The organism is Promicromonospora xylanilytica, from assembly GCF_054782895.1.
This window is the reverse complement of the sequence record NZ_BAAGRP010000003.1, coordinates 225,560-250,703: the sequence shown is the minus strand read 5'-3', so window position 1 is coordinate 250,703 and position 25,144 is coordinate 225,560. Positions and strand designations below refer to the sequence as shown.

At 71.7% G+C, this 25,144-nt stretch carries 22 protein-coding genes and 1 tRNA gene; 10 read left to right on the top strand and 13 right to left on the bottom strand.

What is annotated here, in order from left to right; translation table 11 throughout:
- Positions 1 to 42 precede the first annotated feature (42 nt).
- A complete protein-coding gene (locus ACYVK7_RS04790; protein WP_460886534.1) occupies positions 43 to 327 on the top strand; it encodes a WXG100 family type VII secretion target in 285 nt (94 codons plus the stop codon).
- 96 nt (positions 328 to 423) lie between these two features.
- On the opposite strand, the gene groL is transcribed toward ACYVK7_RS04790, so the two are convergent.
- The 6 genes from groL to ACYVK7_RS04760 all read right to left on the bottom strand — a co-directional run bounded on the left by groL (position 424) and on the right by ACYVK7_RS04760 (position 6,355).
- Positions 424 to 2,052 (bottom strand): chaperonin GroEL, encoded by a 1,629-nt coding sequence (groL, locus tag ACYVK7_RS04785; RefSeq protein WP_460886533.1) that lies wholly within the window; start codon positions 2,050 to 2,052, stop codon positions 424 to 426.
- A gap of 208 nt (positions 2,053 to 2,260) precedes the next feature.
- Positions 2,261 to 3,778: a phytoene desaturase family protein gene (locus ACYVK7_RS04780; protein ID WP_460886532.1), complete on the bottom strand. Its 1,518-nt coding sequence runs from the start codon at positions 3,776 to 3,778 to the stop codon at positions 2,261 to 2,263.
- Between the two features lie 258 nt (positions 3,779 to 4,036).
- Positions 4,037 to 4,240, bottom strand: coding sequence for a cold-shock protein (locus tag ACYVK7_RS04775; RefSeq protein WP_274995013.1), 204 nt, complete (start codon positions 4,238 to 4,240; stop codon positions 4,037 to 4,039).
- Between the two features lie 324 nt (positions 4,241 to 4,564).
- Positions 4,565 to 5,230 carry a LytR C-terminal domain-containing protein gene (locus ACYVK7_RS04770; RefSeq protein ID WP_460886531.1) on the bottom strand — a complete coding sequence of 222 codons (666 nt, stop codon included), beginning with the start codon at positions 5,228 to 5,230 and terminating at the stop codon, positions 4,565 to 4,567.
- Positions 5,231 to 5,272: 42 nt separating this feature from the next.
- On the bottom strand, positions 5,273 to 5,581 hold the full coding sequence (locus ACYVK7_RS04765) for a DUF3263 domain-containing protein (RefSeq protein WP_460886530.1): 309 nt from the start codon (positions 5,579 to 5,581) through the stop codon (positions 5,273 to 5,275).
- Between the two features lie 111 nt (positions 5,582 to 5,692).
- Positions 5,693 to 6,355 (bottom strand): uracil-DNA glycosylase, encoded by a 663-nt coding sequence (locus tag ACYVK7_RS04760; RefSeq protein WP_460886570.1) that lies wholly within the window; start codon positions 6,353 to 6,355, stop codon positions 5,693 to 5,695.
- A 246-nt stretch (positions 6,356 to 6,601) separates the two neighbouring features.
- Between ACYVK7_RS04760 and ACYVK7_RS04755 the strand changes: the two genes are divergently transcribed.
- The 4 genes from ACYVK7_RS04755 to ACYVK7_RS04740 all read left to right on the top strand — a co-directional run bounded on the left by ACYVK7_RS04755 (position 6,602) and on the right by ACYVK7_RS04740 (position 10,987).
- Positions 6,602 to 7,360 carry an SGNH/GDSL hydrolase family protein gene (locus ACYVK7_RS04755; RefSeq protein WP_460886569.1) on the top strand — a complete coding sequence of 253 codons (759 nt, stop codon included), beginning with the start codon at positions 6,602 to 6,604 and terminating at the stop codon, positions 7,358 to 7,360.
- Between the two features lie 132 nt (positions 7,361 to 7,492).
- Entirely contained in the window at positions 7,493 to 9,025 is a 1,533-nt protein-coding gene (locus ACYVK7_RS04750; protein ID WP_460886529.1) for an MFS transporter, read from the top strand.
- 38 nt (positions 9,026 to 9,063) lie between these two features.
- On the top strand, positions 9,064 to 9,609 hold the full coding sequence (locus tag ACYVK7_RS04745; RefSeq protein ID WP_460886528.1) for a TetR/AcrR family transcriptional regulator: 546 nt from the start codon (positions 9,064 to 9,066) through the stop codon (positions 9,607 to 9,609).
- A 109-nt stretch (positions 9,610 to 9,718) separates the two neighbouring features.
- Positions 9,719 to 10,987 carry an ATP-binding protein gene (locus tag ACYVK7_RS04740; protein ID WP_460886527.1) on the top strand — a complete coding sequence of 423 codons (1,269 nt, stop codon included), beginning with the start codon at positions 9,719 to 9,721 and terminating at the stop codon, positions 10,985 to 10,987.
- Positions 10,988 to 11,188: 201 nt separating this feature from the next.
- On the opposite strand, the gene ACYVK7_RS04735 is transcribed toward ACYVK7_RS04740, so the two are convergent.
- The 3 genes from ACYVK7_RS04735 to ACYVK7_RS04725 all read right to left on the bottom strand — a co-directional run bounded on the left by ACYVK7_RS04735 (position 11,189) and on the right by ACYVK7_RS04725 (position 14,186).
- Positions 11,189 to 11,264, bottom strand: a tRNA-Thr gene (locus tag ACYVK7_RS04735).
- A gap of 132 nt (positions 11,265 to 11,396) precedes the next feature.
- Positions 11,397 to 12,242: a DsbA family protein gene (locus ACYVK7_RS04730; protein WP_460886526.1), complete on the bottom strand. Its 846-nt coding sequence runs from the start codon at positions 12,240 to 12,242 to the stop codon at positions 11,397 to 11,399.
- A 120-nt stretch (positions 12,243 to 12,362) separates the two neighbouring features.
- Positions 12,363 to 14,186: a protein kinase domain-containing protein gene (locus ACYVK7_RS04725; protein WP_460886525.1), complete on the bottom strand. Its 1,824-nt coding sequence runs from the start codon at positions 14,184 to 14,186 to the stop codon at positions 12,363 to 12,365.
- A 176-nt stretch (positions 14,187 to 14,362) separates the two neighbouring features.
- Here ACYVK7_RS04725 and otsB point away from each other — a divergent pair, with 176 nt between their 5' ends.
- The 3 genes from otsB to ACYVK7_RS04710 all read left to right on the top strand — a co-directional run bounded on the left by otsB (position 14,363) and on the right by ACYVK7_RS04710 (position 19,359).
- Positions 14,363 to 16,693 carry a trehalose-phosphatase gene (otsB, locus tag ACYVK7_RS04720; RefSeq protein ID WP_460886524.1) on the top strand — a complete coding sequence of 777 codons (2,331 nt, stop codon included), beginning with the start codon at positions 14,363 to 14,365 and terminating at the stop codon, positions 16,691 to 16,693.
- A 174-nt stretch (positions 16,694 to 16,867) separates the two neighbouring features.
- The gene (locus tag ACYVK7_RS04715) at positions 16,868 to 17,983 is read left to right on the top strand and encodes an ABC transporter ATP-binding protein (RefSeq protein WP_460886523.1); all 1,116 of its coding nucleotides are present in this window, start codon (positions 16,868 to 16,870) and stop codon (positions 17,981 to 17,983) included.
- 128 nt (positions 17,984 to 18,111) lie between these two features.
- Positions 18,112 to 19,359, top strand: a complete 1,248-nt coding sequence (locus ACYVK7_RS04710; protein WP_460886522.1) for a DUF4032 domain-containing protein — start codon at positions 18,112 to 18,114, stop codon at positions 19,357 to 19,359.
- On the opposite strand, the gene rlmB is transcribed toward ACYVK7_RS04710, so the two are convergent.
- The 3 genes from rlmB to ACYVK7_RS04695 form a co-directional block, all read right to left on the bottom strand.
- The gene (gene rlmB / locus ACYVK7_RS04705; protein WP_460886521.1) at positions 19,356 to 20,342 is read right to left on the bottom strand and encodes a 23S rRNA (guanosine(2251)-2'-O)-methyltransferase RlmB; all 987 of its coding nucleotides are present in this window, start codon (positions 20,340 to 20,342) and stop codon (positions 19,356 to 19,358) included. The genes ACYVK7_RS04710 and rlmB overlap by 4 nt on opposite strands.
- A gap of 95 nt (positions 20,343 to 20,437) precedes the next feature.
- Positions 20,438 to 21,865: a cysteine--tRNA ligase gene (gene cysS, locus ACYVK7_RS04700; protein ID WP_460886520.1), complete on the bottom strand. Its 1,428-nt coding sequence runs from the start codon at positions 21,863 to 21,865 to the stop codon at positions 20,438 to 20,440.
- A gap of 98 nt (positions 21,866 to 21,963) precedes the next feature.
- The gene (locus ACYVK7_RS04695) at positions 21,964 to 22,254 is read right to left on the bottom strand and encodes a hypothetical protein (protein ID WP_460886519.1); all 291 of its coding nucleotides are present in this window, start codon (positions 22,252 to 22,254) and stop codon (positions 21,964 to 21,966) included.
- Between the two features lie 43 nt (positions 22,255 to 22,297).
- On the opposite strand from ACYVK7_RS04695, the gene ACYVK7_RS04690 reads away from it, so the two are divergent.
- Entirely contained in the window at positions 22,298 to 22,435 is a 138-nt protein-coding gene (locus ACYVK7_RS04690) for a hypothetical protein (RefSeq protein WP_460886518.1), read from the top strand.
- A gap of 38 nt (positions 22,436 to 22,473) precedes the next feature.
- On the opposite strand, the gene ACYVK7_RS04685 is transcribed toward ACYVK7_RS04690, so the two are convergent.
- Entirely contained in the window at positions 22,474 to 23,673 is a 1,200-nt protein-coding gene (locus tag ACYVK7_RS04685) for a type III PLP-dependent enzyme domain-containing protein (protein WP_460886517.1), read from the bottom strand.
- A gap of 107 nt (positions 23,674 to 23,780) precedes the next feature.
- Between ACYVK7_RS04685 and ACYVK7_RS04680 the strand changes: the two genes are divergently transcribed.
- On the top strand, positions 23,781 to 25,118 hold the full coding sequence (locus ACYVK7_RS04680) for a D-arabinono-1,4-lactone oxidase (protein WP_460886516.1): 1,338 nt from the start codon (positions 23,781 to 23,783) through the stop codon (positions 25,116 to 25,118).
- The last annotated feature ends 26 nt before the right edge of the window (positions 25,119 to 25,144 follow it).

Genomic DNA, 25,144 nt, shown 5'->3' with positions numbered 1-25,144 from the left:
GTGCACGACGCCGGACGGGCCGGCGCACGGGAGGTGAGGACCATGCGGTTCGAGGTCGACAGCGACCAGGTGGAGCAGGCGGGTGCCGCGGTGGCGGGCTCGGTGGCGACGGTGCGCGCGGAGGTCGGGGTGCTCATGCGCAACCTCGACGCGCTGCAGGCGACCTGGCACGGGCCGGCCGCCGCGGCGTTCGGCGGCACGGTCACGCAGTGGCGGGGTGCGCAGGCTCAGGTGGAGGGTGCTCTGGACAGCATCCAGGCCGCCCTGACGGCCGCTGCCCGCACCTACGCGGAGGCGGAGGCGGCGGCTACCCGCATGTTCGCCTGAGCGACGGCACCCGGACCCGCCGGGAACGGCCGACGCCGGCCGGTCGCCCTCCGCGGAAGAGGGTGACCGACCGGCGTCGGACGGGTCAGGCAGGACTCAGAAGTCCATGCCGCCCATGCCACCGGACGGGTCGCCGGCCGGGGCGCCCGCGGGCTCCGGCTTGTCGGCGACGACGGCCTCGGTGGTGAGGAACAGCGCGGCGATCGACGAGGCGTTCTGCAGCGCGGAGCGCGTCACCTTGACCGGGTCGTTCACGCCGGCGGCGAGCAGGTCCTCGTACACACCGGTCGCGGCGTTCAGGCCCTGACCGGAGGGGAGGTTGCGCACCTTCTCCGCCACGACGCCGCCCTCGAGGCCGGCGTTCAGGGCGATCTGCTTGAGCGGGGAGTCGATCGCGGCACGGACGATGCCCGCACCGATCGCCTCGTCGCCCTCGAGCTCGAGCTTGGCGAACGCGATGGCACCGGCCTGGATGAGAGCCACGCCACCACCGGCGACGATGCCCTCCTCGACGGCGGCCTTCGCGTTGCGAACGGCGTCCTCGATGCGGTGCTTGCGCTCCTTGAGCTCCACCTCGGTGGCCGCACCGGCCTTGATGACGGCGACGCCGCCGGCCAGCTTGGCGAGGCGCTCCTGCAGCTTCTCGCGGTCGTAGTCCGAGTCGGACTTGTCGATCTCGCTGCGGATCTGGTTCACGCGACCGGCGATGAGGTCGGCGTCGCCGGCACCCTCGACGATCGTGGTCTCGTCCTTGGTGACGACGACCTTGCGCGCCTGGCCGAGCTCCTCGAGCGTCGCGTTCTCCAGCTTGAGGCCCACCGTCTCGGTGATGACCTGGCCGCCGGTGAGGATCGCGATGTCCTGCAGCATGGCCTTGCGGCGGTCACCGAAGCCCGGCGCCTTGACGGCGACGGACTTGAAGGTGCCACGGATCTTGTTCAGCACCAGGGTCGCCAGGGCCTCGCCCTCGACGTCCTCGGCGATGATGAGGAGCGACTTGCCCGACTTCATGACCTGGTCGAGCAGCGGCAGCATGTCCTTGACGTTCGAGATCTTCGACTCGACGATCAGGACGTACGGGTCCTCGAGCACGGCCTCCTGGCGCTCGGGGTCCGTCTCGAAGTAACGGGCGAGGAAGCCCTTGTCGAAGCGCATGCCCTCGGTGAGCTCGAGCTCGAGGCCGAACGTGTTCGACTCCTCGACGGTGATGACGCCTTCCTTGCCCACCTTGTCGAGGGCCTCGGCGATGAGCTCGCCGATCGCCGGGTCACCGGCCGAGATGGCGGCCGTGGCAGCGATCTCTTCCTTGGTCTCGATCTCCTTGGCAGCGTTCAGCAGCTGCTCGGTGACCGCCTCGGTGGCCTTCTCGATGCCGCGCTTGATGGCGATCGGGTTGGCACCGGCGGCAACGACGCGCAGGCCCTCCTTCACGAGCGCCTGGGCGAGCACGGTGGCGGTGGTGGTGCCGTCACCCGCGACGTCGTCCGTCTTCTTGGCGACCTCCTTGACGAGCTCCGCACCGATCCGCTCGTACGGGTCGTCGAGGTCGATCTCCTTGGCGATGGAGACACCGTCGTTCGTGATCGTGGGGGCGCCCCACTTCTTGTCAAGAACGACGTTGCGGCCCTTGGGGCCGAGCGTGACCTTCACGGTGTCGGCGAGCTGGTTGAGCCCGCGCTCCATGCTCCGACGAGCTTCCTCGTCGAAAGCGATGATCTTGGCCATGGGGATGAATCCTCCGCTGGTGGCTTGTCCAGGCCGGCCGGTGCCCGCGACGGACGGCCTACCACCCCGGCGATCATGTCTCGCCGCGACAGGAGGCCTCACCATTCGACCCTGCTGTCACTCTCGGACGGAGAGTGCTAAGACATTATTGGCACTCGAGCCATGAGAGTGCAAGGCGCGTATCCTCCGGGCGAAACCCGCGGGAGGCCTATCCCGGCACCAGGCCGGGAGCGTGCCGTACGTCGAACTCCCGCAGCAGCGCGCGGCGGGCGGCGTGCCAGCCGCCCATGCCGTGCACGCCGGGACCGGGCGGCGTCGACGCCGAGCAGAGGTATACGCCCTCAGCGATCTGATAGGGGTTCAGCGCGGGAGTGGGACGTGCGACGAGCTGCCACATGGTGGCGGCCCCGGCCGAGATGTCACCCCCGGGGTAGTTCTCGTTGTGGTGCTCCAGCCGCGCGGCGGGCAGGCACCGCGAGCCGACGACGACGTCGCGGAATCCCGGCGCGAAGCGTTCGATCTGCCGGGTGACGGCCTCGGTGACGTCCTGCGTCGAGCCCGCCGGGACGTGGGCGTAGGCCCACAGGGGGCGGCGCGAGCCGCGCGTCCGGCCCGGGTCGGCGACGCTCGGGTCGCTGACCAGCACGACCGGCCGGTCGGCGTGGCGCCCGTGCGCGACGGCGTCCTCGGCGATCACCATCTCGGCGCGCGTGCCGCCGAGATGCACGGTCGAGGCCCTGCCGACGTCGGGCACCTGCCACGGGACCGGGCCGTCGAGGACGAAGTCGACCTTGGCCGCCGCGTTCCCGTACCGGAACCGGGCCAGCGCCGCCCTGCGCGACGGACGGATCCGGTCCCCCGCGACGCGGAGCAGCGTCCTGGGCGTCGTGTCGAAGAGGACGGCACGGGCCGGCGGGAGGTCCGACCAGCTCTCGACCCGGTGACCGGTCTCCACGGTGCCCCCGTGCCGCTCCAGGTCGCGGACCATCGCGTTGGTAATGGCCTGAGAGCCGCCCAGGGGGATCGCCCACCCGCCCTCGGTGTGCGCCAGTGCAGCCAGGAGCAGGGCCGTCCCCGCGCCCGCGAGCGAGGGGAGCGGTGTGATGTTGTGCGCAGCGACCCCGGTGAGCAGCGCCTTGGCCTCGTCGGTGAGAAAGCGCCGGTCCCACCGCGGGCCGCCCTGCTCGAGGAGGGCCGCGCCGAACCGCAGGCCGGGCCGGATCATGGAGGCGAGGCCCGAGACCGTCAGGGCGTGCTCGCCGGAGCCCGTCCCGTCCAGCATGCCGCGCACGGTCCGCTTGTCGCCCATGGCGAGCGCCGTCACCTGGCGCCAGTCGGCGGCGAGCGGGCCCAGCAGGTCGCGCCAGGCCTCCCCGTCGGGCCCCAGGCGTTCAGCGGTCCGGGCGAGGTCGCGGTAGGCGAGGCCGGCCCTGCCGCCGTCGAGCGGCTGCGCGTAGGCCACGTCCGGCGCGATCAGCTCGACACCGTGGGCCGGCAGGTCGAAGGCCCGGAAGAACGGGGACGCCCAGGCCATGGGGTGCACGGCGGAGCAGAGATCGAACAGCATGTCGTCGGCCAGCTCGGGGACCGTGACCGTGCGTGCACCGCCACCGATCGTCGGCTGGGCCTCCAGGACCCGGACCCCCATGCCCGCGCGCGCGAGCGTGACCGCGGCCGCCAGGCCGTTGGGTCCTGAACCCACCACCACCGCGTCGAGCAGGGTCACTCCCCCATCGAATCACGGTCCGGCAGAGGACGGCCGATACGGCGGGGGTCCGTTCGGCAGTCAGGGTCAGCACGTGGGGCGAGCAGTCGGGCCGAGCAACCGCGGTACGGGGCGGCTGCTCGTGAGGTCGGGCATCGTCGTCCGACACTGCGACGCGGGTCGTCGTCGACCATCCAGATCGGACGCCAGGGTCTGGGTCCCGGCATCCTTGGGGGGCGGGCGACGGGCGGGCCCTTCCCACCCGTCGTCCCATCGATGTCAGGCTGGACGAACCTGCTCCGCCTGCGGACCCTTCTGTCCCTGCCCCACCTCGTATTCGACCGGCTGACCCTCATCGAGAGTCCGGTAGCCATCGGTCTGGATCGCACTGTAGTGAACAAAAAGGTCCTGGCCGCCGGCGTCGGGGGTGATGAAGCCATACCCCTTCTCGGCGTTGAACCACTTGACGGTGCCCTGGGCCATGCGTAGTTCTCCTTGTACCTCTGCACGGGACACTCGGTCGACCCGTGGTGGTTCGAGCCTAGTGGTCCGGCTCACACCAGGGAAGCCTCTATGTCCGCTATGAGGCATTCAGCGGAAGGCGAACGTGCAGGTCAGAGGCTTGTGCGGGGGTCGGCGCAGGCGAATATCAGCATGGTGGTACGGAACCGGTGGACATTTCGTCCACGGCGGGTCCCGGGCGGCAGCCGCCCGAATGTTGACCGAAAGCCGACGTCGGCACTGCCGTCGGCTCTCGGTCAGGCACGCGGCCGGGGGCTCTGAGCCCCCGGCGACGATCAGGTTCGATCAGCCGGCAGACGGTGTCGCCATGAAGACCTGGACGGCCTCGGTCGGGTGCGCACCCACCTCGGCCGACTCCTGGACATTCTCGGCGGGAATGCCGAGAGCCTCCGCGACGGCTGACGCGGTGTCACCGCGGTCCGGGCCGTACAGCACGGTGTTCTCGGCAAACGCGTCAACGGCCGGAGCATTGGGGTCGCCCGCGTTACCCGCATTGATCGTGCCGGTGAAGCCTGCGCTGGCAAGGTTCGTGGCGATCGCCGCGGCGACGCCACCCTGCCCCGAGTCGTTGTAGACGCCGATCACGGCCGCCATGTCGGCCAGGGCCGGGTCACCCGGGTACTCCGTCGTCGCCGGCTCGCTCGCCGCGCCCGACGGCTCAGTCGACGGCTCGGCGGAGGGCTCACCCGACGCCCCTCCCGAGGGACCGGCCGAAGCGGACGCCGACGGGGCAGCCGACGCGCCACCACCCTGCGCCTCTGCAGGGTCGTCACCTCCGGACAGCAGCGTGATGCCGCCCCACGCCACGGCGGCGCAGACTACGGCGACCAACAGGAACGGCCAGGCCGAGCTCCAACCGCTACGCGGCGCACGGTGCACACCCACGGGTGCGCCCCCGGGGACAGCGACGTCGAACTCGTCGGGCGGGTAGGGGTAGCCACTCTTCGTCACGGCAGAGAGAGTAGCGGGTCGTTGTGACGGATCGGTGCCCGCTCAGTGGTTCCGGTCCGTCAAGCGGCGTGCTGAACGCGCCCGCTGACGGGTCGACCGGAGTCTGCGCAGGCGCGTGACCAGCATCGGGTCGTGCTCAAGGGCCGCCGGCAGATCGATCAGCGCGTTCAAAACCTGGTAATAACGCGTGGCCGTCAGACCGAACAGTTCTCGCGCCGCTTCCTCTTTGGCGCCCGCGTACTTCCACCATCTGCGCTCGAACGCGAGAATCTCCCGATCGCGGTCGGAGAGCTTGCCCTCGACCCGCTCGGTGACCGGGGCGTCGGCGCCGGAAACCAGGATCTCGCTCATCGGGTCACCGTATGCCCGGAGTCCATGACTGTCATTCACCCTCGCCTTTCACAGTGTCAACACGCCGGTACCCGCCGTCGGCGCCGCATCAGGCCGCCGAACCCGTCCGGCCTACGGGAGGCGCCAGTCGACGGGCCGCGCACCCTGCTGCTCGAGCAGCGCGTTGGCCCGCGAGAAGGGCCTGGAGCCGAAGAAGCCGTTGCGTGCGGACAGCGGCGACGGGTGCGCGCTCTCGACGACGGGGACGTCACCGAGCCACGCCTTCAGGTTGCGCGCCTTGGCGCCCCACAGGATGGCCACGAGCGGGCCACCCCGCGCCACGAGCGCGCGGATCGCTGCCTCCGTGATCTCTTCCCAGCCCTTGCCCGAGTGCGAGTCGGACGAGCCGGGCCGGCACGTCAGCGTCCGGTTGAGCAGCATGACCCCCTGGTCGGCCCAGGGCCGCAGGTCGCCGTTCGACGGGAGCGGGAGCCCGAGGTCCTCCTGCAGCTCCTTGTAGATGTTGACCAGCGACCGCGGGACGGGACGCACGTCCGGCTGGACGGAGAACGACAGCCCCATCGCGTGGCCGGGCGTCGGGTACGGGTCCTGGCCCACGATGAGCACGCGCACGTCGGCGAGCGGCCGCTTGAACGCCGCGAGCACGTGCTCGCCGGCCGGCACGTAGGTGCGCCCCTGCGCGACCTCCGCCCGCAGGAAGTCCCCCATCGCGTGGATGCGCGGCTCGACGTCCGCCAGCGCCTCTGCCCAGTCCGGCGCGACGACCTGCGACAACGGGGGCGGACCCGAGGCGGCGTCGGTGTCGACTGGGGGTGTCGTGTTCACGGTGGTCTCCACGTGCAGGAGGTTACCGGCACCCTCCGACACTGCCAGTTTGTGCCGCCCGTCACACTCTCGGCCCGGCGAGCCGCGCCCCGCAGACGAGAGAATGGGCGCGTGACCACGACACCCGCAGACCCGGACGGCCACACCACAGACAGCCCCGCGACTGCCCCGGCCCGCTGGGCCTGGTACATCGCCATGGGCGACTCCTTCACGGAGGGCCTCTGGGACCCGTACCCCGACGCACCGGACGTGCAGCGCGGCTGGGCCGACAACCTCGCAGCCCTGCTCTCCGCCCGGCGCATCGCCGCCGGCGAGCCGCCCCTCGAGTACGCGAACCTCGCGATCCGCGGCCGCAAGCTGCGCCCGGTCGTCGCCGAACAGCTCGGCGTCGCCCTCGACGCCCAGCCGGACCTCGTCTCGCTGGTCGCAGGCGGCAACGACATCCTGCGCGCCTCGGCCGACGTCGAGGCGATCTCGGCAGCGCTGGAGGACGCCGTCGTCGCGCTCCGCGCGACCGGCGCCGACGTGCTGATGGGCACCGGGTTCAAAGCCGGCGCCGCCCTGAGCTGGACCAACGGCCGCGTGGGCGTCTTCAACGCGAATGTCTGGTCCATCGCCAACCGGCACGGCGCCCGCGTGCTCGACCTGTGGGGCATGCGTTCGCTGGCCGACCTGCGCCTCTGGTCGGAGGACCGGATCCACCTCACGCCGGAAGGACACCAGCGGGTGGCGAACGCCGCCCTGGTCGCGCTCGGCCTCGAACCCGACGACGCCGCCTATGACAACCCTCTCGACGCCGCACCTCCGGCGGCGTTCCGCGACACGGCACGCGCCAACGCGGCCTGGATGCGCCAGCACGTGGGGCCGTGGGTCAAGCGCCGGCTGACCGGCACCTCCAGCGGGGACGGCCGCTCCCCCAAGTGGCCGACGCCGCAGACCTGGCCGCGGGCGTGACAGCTGCCCCCGCCCTAAACTTTCCCGGGTGAGCCCGAGGCTCTCCGGTGCTCGCGCCGGGAAGCCTCGCCCCAGGCCGGACGTGCTGGTCACGCCAGGAAACTTAACCTTCTAGATAGTACAGTTTCCCCCATGACGATCAGTCCTCCGCTCAGCGCGCGCACGCCGCTGCTCGGCCCGCGACGGCGCTGGACGCTGCTGGTCACGGTGGGCACCGGCCTGCTGCTGATCACCCTCGACAACTCGATCCTCTACACGGCCCTGCCCACCCTCACCCGCGAGCTCGACGCGAGCTGGTCGGAGAGCCTCTGGATCATCAACGCCTATCCGCTGGTGATGACCGGGCTCCTGCTGGGCACCGGGACCCTGGGCGACCGGTTCGGCCACCGGCGCATGTTCCTGGCCGGCCTGATCGTGTTCGGGATCGCCTCGCTCCTTGCGGCCACCGCACCCACCCCTGAGGTGCTGATCGCCGCGCGCGGTCTCCTGGCCGTCGGCGCCGCGGCGATGATGCCCGCCACCCTGGCGCTGATCCGCGTCGCGTTCGTCAACGAGCGCGAGCGCAACGTCGCGATCAGCGTGTGGGGCAGCCTGTCGGTCGTCGGCGGGGCGCTCGGGCCGATCGTCGGCGGTGCGCTGCTGGAGCACTTCGCGTGGGGGTCGATCTTCCTCGTCAACGTGCCGGTGGTCGTCATAGCGGTGGTGCTCGGGGTCGCCGTCGCCCCGGAGGACGAGCCGCACCCCGGCACCCGGTGGGACCTCGTCTCCTCCGTGCAGGCCCTGGTCACGTTGGTCGGCCTGGTGGTGCTGATCAAGGAGGTGGTCAAGGTCGACCGCTCCGGCACCGTCGTGCTCGGTGCGGCGGTGGCGACCTTCGTCGGGTGGTGGCTCTTCGTCCGCCGTCAGCGGCGCCTCCCGTTCCCGCTGCTGGACCTGACGATCTTCCGGAACGCCGCGTTCGCCTCCGGGGTCCTGGCTGCCGCGTTCGCCATGTTCGCGATGGGCGGGCTGCAGCTCGCCACCACCCAGCGGTTCCAGCTCGTGACGGGCTTCTCGCCCCTGGAGTCCGGGCTGCTGGTGGCCGCCGTCGCGGTCGGGTCGCTGCCGTCGTCGATCCTGGGCGGGGCGTTCCTGCACGTGGTGGGCCTGCGGGTCCTGATCGGCGGAGGCCTCGGTGTCGGGGCCGTCGGCGTGGCCTGGACGCTGGTGGCCGTCCAGCACGGGATGGGCTGGCTGCTCGGCGGCCTGGTCGTCACGGGTCTCGGGCTGGGTGCCGCGATGTCCGTGGCCTCGACCGCGATCATCGGCAACGTACCGGCGCGGCGGGCGGGCATGGCGTCCTCCGTCGAGGAGGTCTCCTACGAGTTCGGCAGCCTGGCCGCCGTCGCCCTGCTCGGGTCTCTGCTGACCACGGTCTACACGATGACCGTCCGCCTGCCCGACGGCGCTCCCGCCGACGCGGGCCGGTCCATGACCGACGCCCTCTCCACGCCCGGCACAGGGCCCGAGGTGCTCGACGCCGCCTTCCGCGCGTTCGGCAACAGCTACTCCGTGGTGATGGCCGTCTGTGCGGGTGTGCTCGCCCTCGGCGCTATCGTCACGACCGTGCTGCTCCGCGCCTACGGTCCTGGTTCGGAGTCCTCCGCCTACGGCTCCGGCCACTGAGACCGACCCCGACCGCGACGCATCCCCGAAGGGCACCCGTGCGACCGAGCAACCGCGACCGCATCCTCGACGCCGCCGTGCGCGTCATCCAGCGCGAGGGCGTCACCGCCGTCACCTTCGACTCCGTCGCGGCCGAGGCAGAGCTCACCCGTGGCGGGATCATGTACCACTTCCCGTCGCGCGAGGACCTGCTGGCCGCCATCCACCAGCATCTCGCCGACCGGTGGGAGGCCTCCCTCCTCGCCGACGCGGGTCGGCCCGCGGAGGACCTCACCGACGACGAGCGGCTGGCCGCCTACGTGCGCGTGAGCGCCCGGTCGGCGACCCGCGCCGAGCTGCAGCTCATGCTCGAGGCCGCCACCCATCCGGAGTGGGCCGCCCCCTGGAGCTCCGTGCTGGAGCGCTGGGCACCCGTGCCCGCCGACGCGGTGGACGACGCCGCCGCGACGGCCCGGCTCGTCACCCGGCTCGCCGCCGACGGCCTGTGGATGTTCGAGTCGCTCGCCTACCGGGCCCTGCCGGAGACGCAGCGCCGCGCGGTGACGGAGCACCTGGTGCGGGCGGTGGCCGCGCCTGACGCCTGAGCAGAACTGGGACCAGCGCCCGACAGGGTGACCGATTCCCGTGCGATCGGTAGACCAGGGGGGCATGCGATCGGAAGACTAGAAGCCATGCGATCGGTAGACTAGATCCATGGCCGACTACCAGCGGCGGATCATCGACGCTACTCTCGACGAACTTCAGCCGCACCTCAGAGCCCTGTCAATCCACGGTCCGAAGGGTGTTGGCAAGACGGCAACCGCCCTGCAGCGGGCAACATCCGTCATCGATCTCAGCCTCCCGCGTCAACGTGAAGTCGTCTCCGCTGACCCGACGGTTCTGACAAACCTCCCGGGCCCGGTCCTCGTCGACGAGTGGCAACGACTCCCCGAAGTCTGGGACGACGTCCGACGGGCAGTCGACGCGGGATCTGGCCCCGGACATTTCATCCTTGCCGGCAGCTCGGCCCCGAGAGGGTCGGTGATCCATTCCGGCGCGGGACGAATCGTGCCGATCCGCATGCGACCCCTGAGCCTCGCGGAACGGAACGTCGAGAACCCGACCGTCAGCCTGTCCGCGCTTCTCGGCGGCAACCAGGACGTCGCAGGGACAACGGCCTTTCGACTCGGAGGTTACGTCGAAGAGATCGTCGCATCAGGGTTCCCTGCGATCCGTTCGCTCCAGGGACGAGTACGCCGGGCCGAGCTGGACGCGTACCTTCAGAACGTGGTCCACCGGGAGTTTCCGGAGCAGGGCTACCAGGTGCGCAAGCCGGAGGTCCTCCGTGCATGGCTCTCCGCCTACGCTGCTGCGACGTCGTCAACGACGACGTACTCGAAGATCCTGGATGCAGCAACGGCCGGACTTTCGAACAAGCCGGCGAAGGAAACGACCATCGCCTACCGTGACGCCCTCTCGTCTCTTTGGTTGCTCGACGCCATTCCGCCCTGGATCCCGAGCCACAACCATCTCGACCGACTGGCCCAGTCGCCAAAGCACCAGCTCGCCGACCCCGCCCTGGCGGCACGGCTACTGGGCCTCGACGCGCCAGCACTTCTACGCGCCGAGCAGGGCAACACCCAGCTCACGGAAGGCACGATCCTGGGCGCGCTGTTCGAGCACCTGGCTGCGCTCAGCATCCACACCTATGCGGAGGCCGCCGAGGCGCGTCTCCACCATCTACGGACACAGAACGGCAGTCACGAGGTTGATCTGGTTGTGGTGCAACCAGATGGTCGCGTCCTGGCCATCGAGGTCAAGCTGGCGGACCGGGTCGAGGACACCGACGCCAAGCATCTCCATTGGCTCCGCAGCAGGATCGGAGACAACCTGATCGACTCCGTAGTCGTCTACGCAGGCGAGTACGCCTATCGACGTCGGGACGGTGTCGCCGTCATCCCGCTCGCGCTGCTGGGACCTTGACCGGGATACCTGCGTTCCGAGCGCGATACTCCGGGCTGCGCTCGTCACGCTCGGGGCCGTTGGGCTGCGGGGGCGCGTGCAGGGCTGAGGCTCGGGGTGGTCGGGGTGCGTAGTCAGGCACTTTGTCAGGCCAACTCCGGTCCACTGACCCGGGAACGACAGCAGGCCAGCACCGGAATGGCACTGACCTGCTGGAACGTCTGGAGCCGCCTGTCGGGTTCGAACCGACGACCTTCCGCTTACAAGGCGGGAGCTCTACCAGCTGAGCTAAGGCGGCGGGCGGGGAACAGCCTAACTGTTCCTCCCCCGAGAATCCGAGTCGAGAACGAGGAGTCGGACGGAACGAAGCGGCGGGGCCCCGGAACACAGCCCGGGACCCCGCCGCCAACGGTCGTCGACCGCTGTCGAACTACTCGGAAGGCTCCGCGGAAGGCTCCCCCGACGCGGGCGCCTCACCCGTCACCGCCTGGGTCAGCCCACCCGGGGTCTGCCAGCCCTCGAAGCGCTCGCCGTCGACGACGACGGTCGGGGTACCGAACCCGCCCTCGGCATTGAGCAGCGACTCGTCGCTCTGCGCTTCCTCCGTGGCTGCCTTGACCCACTCCTCGTAGGTGTCGTGCGCGTCGCCGTCGGCGATCCCTGCGGCCACGTCGGCCGGCACACCGGCCTGCTCGGCGACCTGCGCGATCTGCTCGTCGGACAGGCCGGCGGTGTTCTCCTCCGGCTGGCTCACGAACATCGCCTCGTGGAAGGCCGAGAACTGCTCGGGAGCCTGGTCGGCGACCCACGCGGCGGCCGAAGCGGCGCGCGTCGAGTAGTCGGTGCCCTGGGACGCCCGGTCCAGGATCGTCACGGGGTGCACCACGAGCGTCACGTCACCGGCCTCACGCATCTCGGTGATGCTCGCACCGTTCAGCGACTCGAACTGGCCGCAGATGGGGCACATGTAGTCCACGTAGACGTCGAGGGTCTTCGCACCCTCGTTCGTGGTACCCGCCGCACCGTCGGCACCGACCGGGATGCCGGTGTCCTCGACCACGCCGGCCGGGATGCTGTCGACCTTCTCCATGGGCGACTTCTGGCCCTCGAGGAAGATCAGGACGACCGCAACGACCAGGACGACGAGTCCGAGCCCGAGCGCGCTGAGCACGATGGCCCGGCTGCGCTTCTCTCGCGCCTGCTGCTTCTTCTGGAGTGCAAGGGCCTCGGCACGGGCGGCGTCTCGACGCTGCGCCTTGGTCATGTTCGTCGACATCGGGGTCCTTCGAGATGCGGGCCAATGGGGCGAGGCGCTATGCGCCTTGGGTAAAGCCTACTAGCGCTCGCTGGGAGACTGCTGGACGTTTCGGTACGATCTCGACACCAAACCTGGAGGTCACCACACGACGTCGGGACGGTCCCCCAGGGGCCACCACAGCACGTCCACGGAACCGTCCAGCAGCGGCCACGCCGCCACGACCGCGAGCGCCAGCACCACCAGCGCGAGGACGAGCTTGCGCGTCCTCGTGGGGGCTACCCGGCGCAGCAGCGGGCCTGCTCCGACCCGTGTCGCGTACGACGCGGGCCCGAACCAGGTGATGACCGCGGTCACCAGCATCGCGACGCTCAGGACGAGGCTGTCGACGATCTCCTCGTTCATGCCGCCCACCGACCGGGCCTCGACGGTCGGGATGGGGGCGATGATCACGTTGCCGGGAGCGAACACCATCAGCCCCAGCAGCACCACGATCACTCCGGCGCAGAGGCCGACGGCCGCGGCGGGCAGCACGCCGAACACGGCACGCACGAGGTGCCACGGTGACAGGAGGGTCGCCACGAGCGCGTCGACCCGGCGTGGGCCGCGCCGCGCGCGCCGGTGGCGGAACTCGTCGACGGCGATCCCTGCGAGCCGCGCCACGATCAGCAGTGCCACGAGCACGGCTGCGGCCACTCCAGGGCGGACGGCGGCGAGCGCCACGAGCGCGAGGACGAGCACGGCGAACAGCCCGCGATAGCCGGCGACGTGGGCGGGGTTGGCGGGTTGCAGGCCGAAGGCTCCGTCCCCGGGCGCCGCGCCGGGGCTCTGCGCGCCGAGCGCCCGTCCGGTGACGGACCGGCCCCTGGCGAGGGCGGGGGCAGCAGCCAGGTCCGTCACGCCGCCCACGTCGGGGCGGGACGCCTTGGCGTGGGCCGCGGCTCCGGCCGCCGCGCCGATGCCCGCGCCGCCCGCCGCGGCGGACACCGGCCGGGACAGGAGGCCCTGCGGCATGACGCGCGTCGAGCCGAGGTCGGCCGGCGTCGTCACGGTCCGGGGGTCTGCGGGGTCGTCGGCGGCGCCGAGCACCGTGGTCGCCGAGCCGTCCGGGCCCGTCGTGGCGGTGACGAACGCCTCCGACTCGCCCTTGAGGGCGCGTGCTACCTCGTTGGGCCCCCAGCGCTCCGCCGGTACCGCTCGCAGGGCGGCACCGAGCGCGCGGGCCGCGCGGGGCGGCAGTCCGTCGAGGTCGGCCTGGCCCTGGCGGGAGCGCCGGAGCACCAGCTCGGTGGGCCGCACCCCGAACGGCGCCCGGCCGGTCCCGGCGAACCCGAGCACGGCGGCCCAGGACCACCAGTCGGTGTCCGGGCCGGGCTCGGCGCCGTCGAGCAGCTCGGGGGCGAGGTACCCGGGGGTGCCCATGACGAATCCGGTCCGGGTGGCCCGGGGGTCGCCGGGACCCTGCGCGAGCCCGAAGTCGATGAGGACGGGCCCCGTGCGCGAGATGAGCACGTTGGACGGGGTGAGGTCCCGGTGCACCACGCCGGTGCCGTGCACGGCCTCGAGGGCGTCGGCGAGCTGGTCGGCGAGCTCGAAGAGGTCGCGGGCGTCGAGAGGGCCGCGCTCGTCGATCTCCTCCTCGAGCGTCGGGCCCTCGACGAGCTCGGTGACGATGAACGCGTCGGGTCCCTCGAGCTCGGCGTCCAGCACCCGGGCCACCGCGGGGTGCCGCAGGCCCTGGAGCGCGGTGGCCTCGCGGCGCAGCCGCTCGCGCGCGGAGGGGTCGTCGAGGTGGCGGTGGAGCATCTTGAGCGCGACGGCGTGGCCGCCGTCGTCCTCCGCACGGTAGACGGCGCCCATGGCTCCGGACCCGATCTCACGCACGACGGTGTAACCGCCGAGCTTCGAGCCGGCAGCAGGGCCGGCACCGGTCGAGGGTGCCGTCGAGGCTTCCAGCTCCTCCATGTGGCACACGGTAGCCGTCGCCGACGGGCGACGCCCGCCAAGTCTCACCCCTGTGACCAGCATCGGAGCGTGAGCAACACCACGTAACGGACGACCTCGTTACTCTGAACAGGCAGGGAACCTCGGTACTCTTGACACTGCGCAGCGAGACTTCTACACATCTAAGGAGAAGTACATTGCCAGGTAAAGAAGGATACGATCTGGTCGTCGTCGCGAACCGGCTGCCGGTCGATTTCTCGGTCGGCCCGGACGGCGACCTCACCTGGCAGAGGTCACCGGGCGGTCTGGTCACCGCGCTGGAGCCCGTGATGCGGGACGCCGACGGCGCCTGGGTGGGCTGGTCCGGCGCTCCCGACCTCGCGCACGAGCCGTTCGACGCCGACGGCGTGCTCCTGGTCCCGGTCACGCTCAGCGCGCAGGAGATCCGGCGCTACTACGAGGGCTTCTCCAACGACACCCTCTGGCCGCTCTACCACGACGTCATCGCACCGCCCGCGTACCACCGGCAGTGGTGGGACGCGTACCGCAGGGTCAACCAGCGCTTCGCCGACGCCGCGGCGGAGCAGGCCGCGGAGGGCGCCGTCGTCTGGGTGCACGACTACCAGCTCCAGCTCGTCCCGCGCATGCTCCGTGACCTGCGCCCTGACCTGCGGATCGGGTTCTTCGACCACATCCCGTTCCCGCCGGTCGAGCTGTTCGCCCAGCTCCCCTGGCGCCGGCAGATCATCGACGGCCTGCTCGGGGCGGACCTCGTGGGCTTCCAGCGCAACGGCGACGCGGCGAACTTCGTGCGGTCCGCCCGCCGGCTCACCGGGTACACCACGCGCGGCCCCGTCATCACCATCCCGGACGCCGACGGACGGCCCGGCAGGCACGTGCGCGCGTCGTCGTTCCCCATCTCGATCGACTCCCGCCGGTTCGACACCCTCGCCCGCACGCCGGAGGTCCAGGCCCGCGCCAAGGAGATCAAGGCGGACCTCGGCAACCCCGACATCCTGATGCTCGGCGTGGACCGGCTCGACTACACCAAGGGCATCCGGCACCGCATCAAGGCGTACGGCGAGCTGCTCGACGACGGCCGCCTCGACGTCGAGCGCGCCACGCTCGTGCAGGTGGCCAGCCCGAGCCGCGAGAACGTGGGCGCCTACCAGGAGCTGCGCGAGCACGTCGAGGGCCTCGTGGGCCGGATCAACGGCGAGTACGGCGAGCTGGGCCACTCGGCGATCCACTACCTGCACCACTCGTACCCGCCCGAGGAGATGGCCGCGCTCTACCTCGCCGCCGACGTGCTGCTGGTGACCTCGCTGCGCGACGGGATGAACCTCGTCGCCAAGGAGTACATCGCCGCCCGCTCCGACGAGCGCGGCGCGCTCGTGCTCAGCGAGTTCACGGGGGCCGCCGACGAGCTCTCCCCCGGTCCGCTGCTGGTCAACCCGCACGACATCGACGGCATGAAGGACATCATCGTGGCCGCGGCCACGATGGACCCCAGGGAGCAGCGCCGCCGCATGCGGCGGCTGCGCCGCAAGGTCCTGTCCGACGACGTCGCCAAGTGGTCGGAGACGTTCCTCGGGGTGCTCACCTCCGTGCCGTCCCGGCCGCTCAGCGTGGACCCGCGCGCCGCGGAGCCCCGCCACCACAACCTGCGGGACGCGCTGACCGCGTTCACGACCGCACCGGAGGGCATCCCGGCCAAGGGCCGGCTCGCCCGGATGGGGAACGGGAACGGCCGGCGCAAGAAGCCGACCACCGGCTGGCTGATCGCCTCCGACTTCGACGGCACGCTCGCCCCGCTGGTCGACGACCCCAAGTCGTCCGCGATGACGACGGCGGCGCGCGCCGCCGTCGAGCAGCTGCACGCGCTCGCCCAGGAGGCACCCGTCCGCCTCGCCCTCGTGTCGGGCCGCGACCTGTCCGACCTGGCCGAACGCTCCGTGGCACCGGAGGGCACCTTCCTCGTGGGCAGCCACGGCGCCGAGGCCGGGCGAGCCACCACCACCGGCGTCGAGCGGGTGCCGTTCCACCTGACCACCACCCAGTCCGGCCAGCTCGACGCGCTCGTCGCGGGGTTCGAGTCGGCGGTCTCCGGCCGCGAGGGTGCCTGGGTGCAGGTCAAGCCCGCCGCCGCCGTCGTGCACACGCGCCTGGCGAGCGTGGACGACGCCGCCGCGATCACCGTGGCCGCCGACGAGGTGGCCGCCAACCTCGGGCTCCACGCGATGCACGGCAAGGACGTGGTCGAGGTGTCCGTGGTGACCACCAGCAAGGGCGAGGCGCTGCGTCGCCTGCGCGGCACGGTGGCCGCCGAGCTGGGCGTCGAGAAGGTACGGGTCCTGTACTCGGGGGACGACACGACCGACGAGAACGCGTTCGGTGCGCTCGAGGCCGGCGACCTCTCGATCAAGGTGGGCACCGGCGACACCTTGGCCGCCCACCGGGTCCCCGACCCGGACGCCCTCGCCGCCGTCCTCGCCGGCCTGGCACGCACGCTGCGCGAGGAGGACTGAGCGGGAGAACGGTCCAGAGATCTGACCCGACCGTGACCCCGTCGATACCGCGACCTTGACGAACCGGGGTACGATCGCGCTGCAAGTGTCACCGCCGACACGTGAGTGGAAGCAACGGCACCCGACCACAACGGATCGTCCGGCACGTACCTGCCGGTGGAGGGATGTTTTCTCATGGCTACGGTCACTTTTGACCACGCGACCCGCGTCTACCCGGGCACGGAGCGCCCGGCTGTCGACCAGCTGAACCTGGAGATCGAGGACGGCGAGTTCCTCGTCCTCGTCGGCCCGTCCGGCTGCGGTAAGTCCACCTCGCTGCGCATGCTCGCCGGCCTGGAGGACGTCAACGGTGGGCACATCTTCATCGGTGACCGCGACGTCACCGACGTGCAGCCCAAGGACCGCGACATCGCGATGGTCTTCCAGAACTACGCCCTGTACCCGCACATGTCGGTGGCGGACAACATGGGCTTCGCCCTGAAGATCGCGGGCACGCCCAAGGCGGAGATCCGCCAGCGCGTCGAGGAAGCAGCGAAGATCCTCGACCTGACCGAGTACCTCGACCGCAAGCCGAAGGCCCTCTCGGGTGGTCAGCGGCAGCGTGTCGCCATGGGCCGCGCCATCGTGCGTCAGCCCCAGGTGTTCCTCATGGACGAGCCGCTGTCGAACCTCGACGCCAAGCTCCGCGTCCAGACCCGTACCCAGATCGCGTCGCTCCAGCGCCGCCTGGGCGTCACCACGGTCTACGTCACCCACGACCAGACCGAGGCGCTCACCATGGGTGACCGCATCGCCGTGCTGAACCACGGTGTGCTCCAGCAGGTCGGCACGCCGCGCGAGATGTACGACCGCCCGAGCAACGTGTTCGTCGCCGGCTTCATCGGCTCGCCCGCCATGAACATCGGTACGTTCGACGTCAAGGACGGCCACGTCCAGGTCGGCTCCGCCGAGGTGCCGCTCGAGCGTTCCATCGCGAGCGAGATCTCCGACGCCGACGGCGGCAAGGTCACGCTGGGCTTCCGCCCCGAGGCGCTCGACTCGGTCGCGGTCGGCACCCCCGGCTCGTTCGACGTCGAGGTCAACCTCGTCGAGGAGCTCGGCTCGGACGCGTTCGTCTACGGCACGCTGAAGGGCGACACCGACGTCAACCTGACGGCCGGTGAGACCAACCAGCTCATCGTGCGCATCGACCCGCGCAACGTGCCCGACAAGGGCGACGTCATCGCCGTCGCGATCCAGGCCGGCCACTCGCACGTGTTCTCCGCGACCACGGGTGAGCGCCTCGGCTGATCCTCAGCCACCCTCGCCGAGGTAGTCGTGTGGCGAGGTAGTCACCTGGCGAAGTAGTACTACTTCGCTGCGTGACTACCTCGCCACACGACTACCTCGGCGATGTCCGTCAGCGCAGAATGGTGCCCATGCCCCAGCAGAACCTTCAGATCACCGCGGTCGCACCCGACCCCGCGCTGCTGGACCTCCCGTGGGACGTGCCGCTGGCCGAGTGGCCCGACGACGTCCTCGCCGCGCTGCCCCAGGGCATCTCGCGGCACGTGGTCCGCTTCGTCAACCACGGGGGACGCGTGCTCGCGATCAAGGAGATCGGCGAGAGCGTCGCCTACCGCGAGTACGAGCTCCTGCGCCAGCTGCACCGCATCGAGGTGCCGTCGGTGGTCCCGGTGGGCGTCATCACGGGCCGGAGCGCGCCCGACGGCGAACGGCTCGAGGCCGTGCTCCTCACCGAGCACCTGCAGTTCTCGCTGCCGTACCGCGCCCTGTTCAGCCAGGACCTGCGCCCGGACACGGCGACCCGCCTCATCGACGCCCTCGCGGTGCTCCTGGTGCGCCTGCACCTCGTGGGCTTCTACTGGGGCGACGTCTCCCTGTCGAACACCCTGTTCCGGCGCGACGCCGAGACCTTCGCCGCCTACCTGGTGGACGCCGAGACCGGCGACATGCACCGCACGCTGACCGACGGCCAGCGCAACTACGACGTCGACCTGGCCCGCACCAACATCATCGGCGAGCTCATGGACCTCGCCGCGGGCGAGCTGCTCGACGAGGACGTGGACGAGGTGTCCATCGGCGACGCCCTCGTGGAGCGCTACCAGGAGCTCTGGAACGCGCTGACCGGGTCGGAGGCCTTCGACTCCGGCGACCGCTGGCGTGTCGCGGCCCGCATCGAACGGCTCAACGACCTCGGTTTCGACGTGGGCGAGCTCGAGATCACCACGGACATCGACGGCACCAAGGTGCGCATCCAGCCCAAGGTGGTCGACGCGGGGCACCACTCCCGCCGGCTGCTCCGGCTCACCGGGCTGGACGTGCAGGAGAACCAGGCCCGGCGCATGCTCAACGACCTCGACAGCTACCAGGCGGCGACGGACCGGCAGAACGACCAGGAGCAGATCGTCGCGCACGCCTGGGTGCGCCAGGTGTTCCGTCCGACGATCGACGCCGTGCCGCGCGAGCTGCGCCGCAAGCTGGAGCCCGCGCAGCTCTTCCACGAGATCCTCGACCACCGCTGGTTCATCTCCCAGCAGGCGCAGCGGGACATCCCGCTGCCCGAGGCCGCCGAGTCCTACGTGGAGCGCGTGCTGCGTCACCGCCCCGACGAGGACGCCGTGCTCGGCCTCGCGCCGGGCGAGGCCGAGCCGGAGGACGGCTAGCTCGACGCCCCGCGCTGCTTGGCGACCTCGTACAGGGTGATGCCGGCGGCCACCGCCGCGTTCAGCGACTCCGTGGTGGCGGCGATCGGGATGGACACCACCGCGTCGCACGCCTCGCGCACCAGGCGCGACAGGCCCTTGCCCTCGGAGCCCACGACCAGCACGAGCGGGTCGGTGGCGTACGCCAGCTCACCCACCGGCATGTCACCGCCCGCGTCGAGCCCCACGACGAAGCAGCCGGACTTCTTCAGCTCGGCGAGCTCGCGCGCGAGGTTGGTCGCCCGCGCCACGGGCACGCGGGCCGCGGCACCCGCCGAGACCTTCCACGCCGAGGCCGTCACGCCCGCGGCGCGCCGCTCCGGGACCAGCACGCCGTGGGCGCCGAACGCCCCGGCGGACCGGAGCACCGCGCCCAGGTTGCGCGGGTCGGTCACGCTGTCGAGCGCGACGATCAGCGGCGGTTCCCCTGCCTCGGCCGCGATGTCGAGCAGGTCCTCGACGTCCTTGTAGTCGTACGGCGGCACCTTCATGGCCACGCCCTGGTGCACGGCGCCGTCCGTGATCTTGTCCAGGTCGAGCCGCGACGCCTCGAACAGCGGGTGGCTGCGCGTGTGCGCGATCTCCAGGATCTCCTGGGTACGGTCGTCCGAATCCAGGTGCGTCGCCAGGTAGATGCCCTCGACGGGCATCTCGGCGCGCAGGGCCTCCAGCACCGAGTTGCGGCCGGCGACGACCTCGGTCGCCCCGGCACCCTTGCGCCCGGCGCCGCGGCCACCCGGGGCGCCGGGCCGGCGCCCGGAGGCCACGCGCTTCTCCGCGGCCACCTTGCGCTGGTGCGCGGGGTGGTAGGTGCGGTCCTCCGCCTTGGGCGTCGGTCCCTTGCCCTGCAGTGCCTTGCGGCTGTGGCCGCCGGTGCCTACCTGGGCGCCCTTCTTGGAGCCTGCCTTGCGTACCGCACCGGCGCGCTTCGAGTTTCCTGCCATGGTGTGTCTCGTCTCTCAGCCGGTGGTCGAGCTTGTCGCGACCACCGCGGGTTCGGTAGGGGTGGCCTCGACAAGCTCGACCACCGGGGAAAAGTTCAGGAGAGCGCCCAGCGGGCGCCGTCCGCGGAGTCCTGGACCTCGATCCCGGCGGCCGCGAGACGGTCCCGGATCGCGTCGGAGGTGGCCCAGTCCTTGGCGGCACGTGCCTCGGCACGCGCCGCGAGCTCGGCCGTGACCAGCCCGTCGAGCGCCGTCGCGTACCGGTCGTCGGTGGACGTCGCCCACTGCGGGTCCGCCGGGTCGAGACCCAGCACGTCGAGCATCGCACGCAGCGTCACCAGCTCGTCACGCACCGCGGCGTCGGTCCCAGAGGTGAGGGCGGTGTTGCCCGCCCGCAGGTGCTCGTGCACCACGGCGAGCGCCTGCGGCACGTTCAGGTCGTCGTCCATCGCCGCAGCGAAGGTCTCGGGTACCTCCGCCTTGGCGATCTCCTCGGCCGGGACGTCACCGACCCGCTCCGACGCGCGGGTCACGAAGCCGGAGAGCCGCTCCCACGTGGTGCGCGCCTCGTCCAGTGTGTCGGGCGCCCACTCGAGCATCGACCGGTACTGCACGGCGGCGAGCGCGTAGCGCACCACGGGCGCGGGCGCCTGGTTCAGCAGCTCGCTGACGAGCAGGCCGTTGCCGAGGGACTTCGACATCTTCACGCCGGACTGCGTCACCCAGGCGACGTGCATCCAGCGCTGCGCGAACCCGTAGCCCGCGGCGCGCGACTGCGCCTGCTCGTTCTCGTGGTGCGGGAACCGCAGGTCCAGTCCGCCCCCGTGGATGTCGAACGTCTCGCCCAGGTAGCGCCGGGCCATCGCGGAGCACTCCAGGTGCCAACCGGGGCGACCACGGCCGTAGGGGGTGTCCCACGACGCGGACTCGGGCTCGCCCGGCTTGGGCGCCTTCCACAGGGCGAAGTCGTGCGGGTTCCGCTTGGCCTCGGCGGCGGTCCCCGCCGCGGTGTCCGCCCCCTCCTCCGGACTGAGGTCGTCGACCTTCTGCCGGGTGAGCTCGCCGTAGGCGGGCCAGGAGCGCACGTCGAACCAGACGTTGCCCGCACCCGTGCTGTAGGCGTGCCCCTTCTCGACCAGGCGGTCCATCAGACCCACCATCTCGGGCACGCTGCCGGTGGCGCGCGGCTCGTAGGTGGGCGGGATGACGCCGAGCGCGTCGTACGCCTGAGTGAACACGCGCTCGTACAGCGCAGCGTGCGCCCACCACTCGCGGCCGGCCGCGGCCGACTTGGCCAGCACCTTGTCGTCGATGTCGGTGACGTTCCGGATCAGGGTGACCTTCAGGCCACGCCGGGTGAGCCAGCGACGCAGCACGTCGAAGGCGATGACCGGGCGGAGGTGGCCTACGTGCGGGGGTGCCTGGACGGTGGCGCCACACAGGTAGATGCCGACCTCGCCCGGGGTGATGGGGGTGAAGTCGCGCACCTCGCGCGCAGCGGTGTCAAACAGGCGGATAGTCACCTGTCAAGGGTACCGGCGCTTAAGGTTCCCGCCTCGACAATTGCCCTGGCCCGCTCCAGGGTCTGCCGCATCACCGCACGCCGACCTGAACGCGGGCCTCAGGCGGCGACGTCGTCGGCGAGCAGGTGCGCCACGTGGCGGTGGCCCCGTAGCTCGTAGCCGACGACCGACACCACCGGCGCGAGCATGACCAGCAGGAGCGCCCACGACATGGGCAGCCCGGCGGCCGCCGCCACGACGGCCCCGGCGAGGACCGCCACCGTGCCGAGGATCACGAACAGGTGCAGCCGGTCGAACGACCGGGTCAGGACGGCGATGTGGTGCGCGTGCCACGGCGTGCTCTGCGACGCGCCCCCGCGCCCCCGCTCGGCGAGCCAGGGGCCCACCATCTCGGCGATCCCCAGCAGCGCACCGCCGACGAGGAGCGATCAGGTGCGCACCCTGCTCCCCCGCCACGCCGAACCCGACCACGAACGCCAGGTCGAACAGCAGCTCCAGCGGGGTGGCGGTCCGCGACGGCTCGTGCGGGTCGCGGCCGGTCATCCGCCGGGTGCGGTGGTGCAGCATTGACAGGGGCCTTGTTCTACCCGATGCCCCGCTACGACCGCCTAGCCGAAGTTCCTGCCCTCGCCCCGGTACGTCGGCACCGTCTCCACGATCTCGGCGCCGCGGACGAGGTGGACGCGGTCGAACCGCTCCATCATCTCCCCCGCCTTCGCGTGCCGCAGCCAGACCCGGTCGCCGGTGTGCAGCCTGCCGTCGGGCGAGAGCCCGCGGGCCACACGCAGCGGGGTCTGCACCTCACCGGCGCCCTCCGGGCCGCTCAGCGTGTAGCCGGGCGTGTACAGGCGCGGCAGCCGGGCCGGCCCCGCCTTGCCGGACGCCGCGTAGCCGCCGGAGAACGCGGTGACCCAGCCGGGCGCGGGCTCGCGCACGACGTCGAGCCCGAAGAACGCCGCGGGGCGCGCCTGGAAGGACCGGTAGCCGTCGAACAGTCCCGGCGCGTACAGACCTGAGCCGGCGGTCACCTCGGTGACGCCGGGCGCCCCGCCGCTCACCTCGATCGACCCGGTCCCGCCCGCGTTGACGAGCTCCACGTCCTGCCCGACGGCGTCGCGTACCGCCGCGAGGATCCCCACCCGGCGCTCGTTCACCTCGCGCATGGAGAGCCGCTTGACCAGCCGGACGGCGGGGCTCGTGTCGGGCAGTCCCGCCACCTGCGCCTCGTAGAACATCAGCCCGCGTACCGCGAGGCCACGCGCCTGCGCCACGGTCGCGAGCGCCGCCACCTCGCCGGGCTCGCGCAGGGGCGACCTGCGCACCCCGAGGTGCGCGGTCAGCCGCCCGACGCCGACGCGCAGCGAGCAGTCGACGTCCAGGCACACCCGGACGGGACCGGCGTCGGCCGTGCCGCCCGTGGCGTCCGCGATCAGGCCGAGGTGGGCGACGTCGTCGACCATCAGGGTGATCTCCGCGCGGCCCGCCGGGTCGGCCGCCAGGGTCGCGAGCGCCTCCCGGTCGACCGTCGGGTAGCCCACCAGCACGTCGTGCACGCCCTCGCCGACCAGCCACAGCGCCTCACGCAGCGAGTAGGCCATGACGCCGGCGAACCCGTGCCCGGCCGCCCGCTCGACCAGCGAGCGCACGCGCACCGACTTGGACGCGACGCGGACGGGTACGCCGTCGGCACGCTTGAGGAGGTCGAGCGCGTTGGCGTCGAACACGTCCAGGTCCACGACGGCGAGGGGCGCGGGCAGTCCGGACGTGGCGGCGGACAGCCGCGCGACGGTGTCTGCTGCGGAGCTCATGACCGCACGCTACTCCCCCGGCCGCGGGCACGGCAGGCGCGACGGCAGGGCCCGCACCGGGCATCTTGGCTCTGGTTCGCCCCGCGAGCGCGTGGGATAGTGCATCGGTGATCTGGACGAACTGGGCACGCACCGTCAGCGTGACGCCCGTACGGCAGGAGCAGCCGGCCTCGGAGCACGAGCTGTCCGACGCCGTGCGCCGCGCGGTCCGCGAGGGCCACCAGGTCCGCGTCGTCGGCGGCGGGCACTCGTTCGCCCCGGCCGCCGCCACCGAGGGCGTGCAGCTCAACCTGGACCGGCTGAACGCCCTGCACCGCGTCGAGCGGGACCCGGCCACCGGCCACGCCCTCGTCACCGTGGGGGCCGGGATGCGGCTGCGCCAGCTCAACCGGCTCCTCGCCGAGCGCGGGCTCGCCATGCAGAACCTCGGGGACATCGACCAGCAGTCCGTCGCGGGCGCCGTCTCGACGGGCACGCACGGCACCGGCGCCCGGTACGGCGGCCTGGCCACCCAGGTCCGCGCCCTGACGGTCGTCGGACCGGACGGCGGGGTCACCCGCGCCACGCCCACCGAGCACCACGACCTGTTCGAGGCGTCCCGGCTCGGCCTCGGCACCACGGGCGTGCTGAGCACCGTGACCATCGAGGCGGTGCCCGCCTTCGACCTGTACGCCGTCGAGGAGCCGTGGCCGCTGGACCGCGTCCTGGAGGGCATCCACGACCTCGTCGCGGACAACGACCACTTCGAGTTCTTCTGGTTCCCCGCCACGCGCCGCACGCTCACCATGCGCAACATGCGCGTCGAGCCGGAGCGGCGGCACACCGGCGCGGGCGTCGGCCACCGGGCCCGGCGGCTCGTCGGGGCGGCCCGCACCTTCGTCGACGAGGAGGTGCTGTCGAACGGCCTGTTCGAGGTGTCCAACCGGATAGCCACAGCGTTCCCCGCCGCGACGCCGGCGCTCGGCGAGCTCGCGACCCGTGCCCTGGCGGCCCGCCGGTACACGGCCCCGGCGCACGAGGTGTTCTGCACCAACCGCCGCGTGCGGTTCCGCGAGATGGAGTACGCCGTCCCGCGGGCCACCGTCGTCGAGGTGATCAACGAGCTCGACGCGTGGCGGCGGTCCAGCGGCGAGAACATCCCGTTCCCGCTGGAGGTGCGCTTCGCGCCCGCCGACGACGTGTGGCTCTCCACCGCCTACGGCCGCGAGACCGCGTACGTCGCCGCACAGCAGTACTGGCGCCTGCCGCACGCGCGCTACTTCGAGGCCGCCGAGCGCATCTTCACGGCCGTGGGCGGGCGCCCGCACTGGGGCAAGATGCACACGCGCGACGCGGAGTACCTCGCCGGCCAGTACCGCCGCCTGCCGGACTTCCGGCGCACCCGCGAGGCCGCGGACCCCGACGGGGTGTTCGCCAACCCCTACACGCGTCAGGTCCTCGGCTGAGGCCACCCGACGGAACCGGGCGTCCG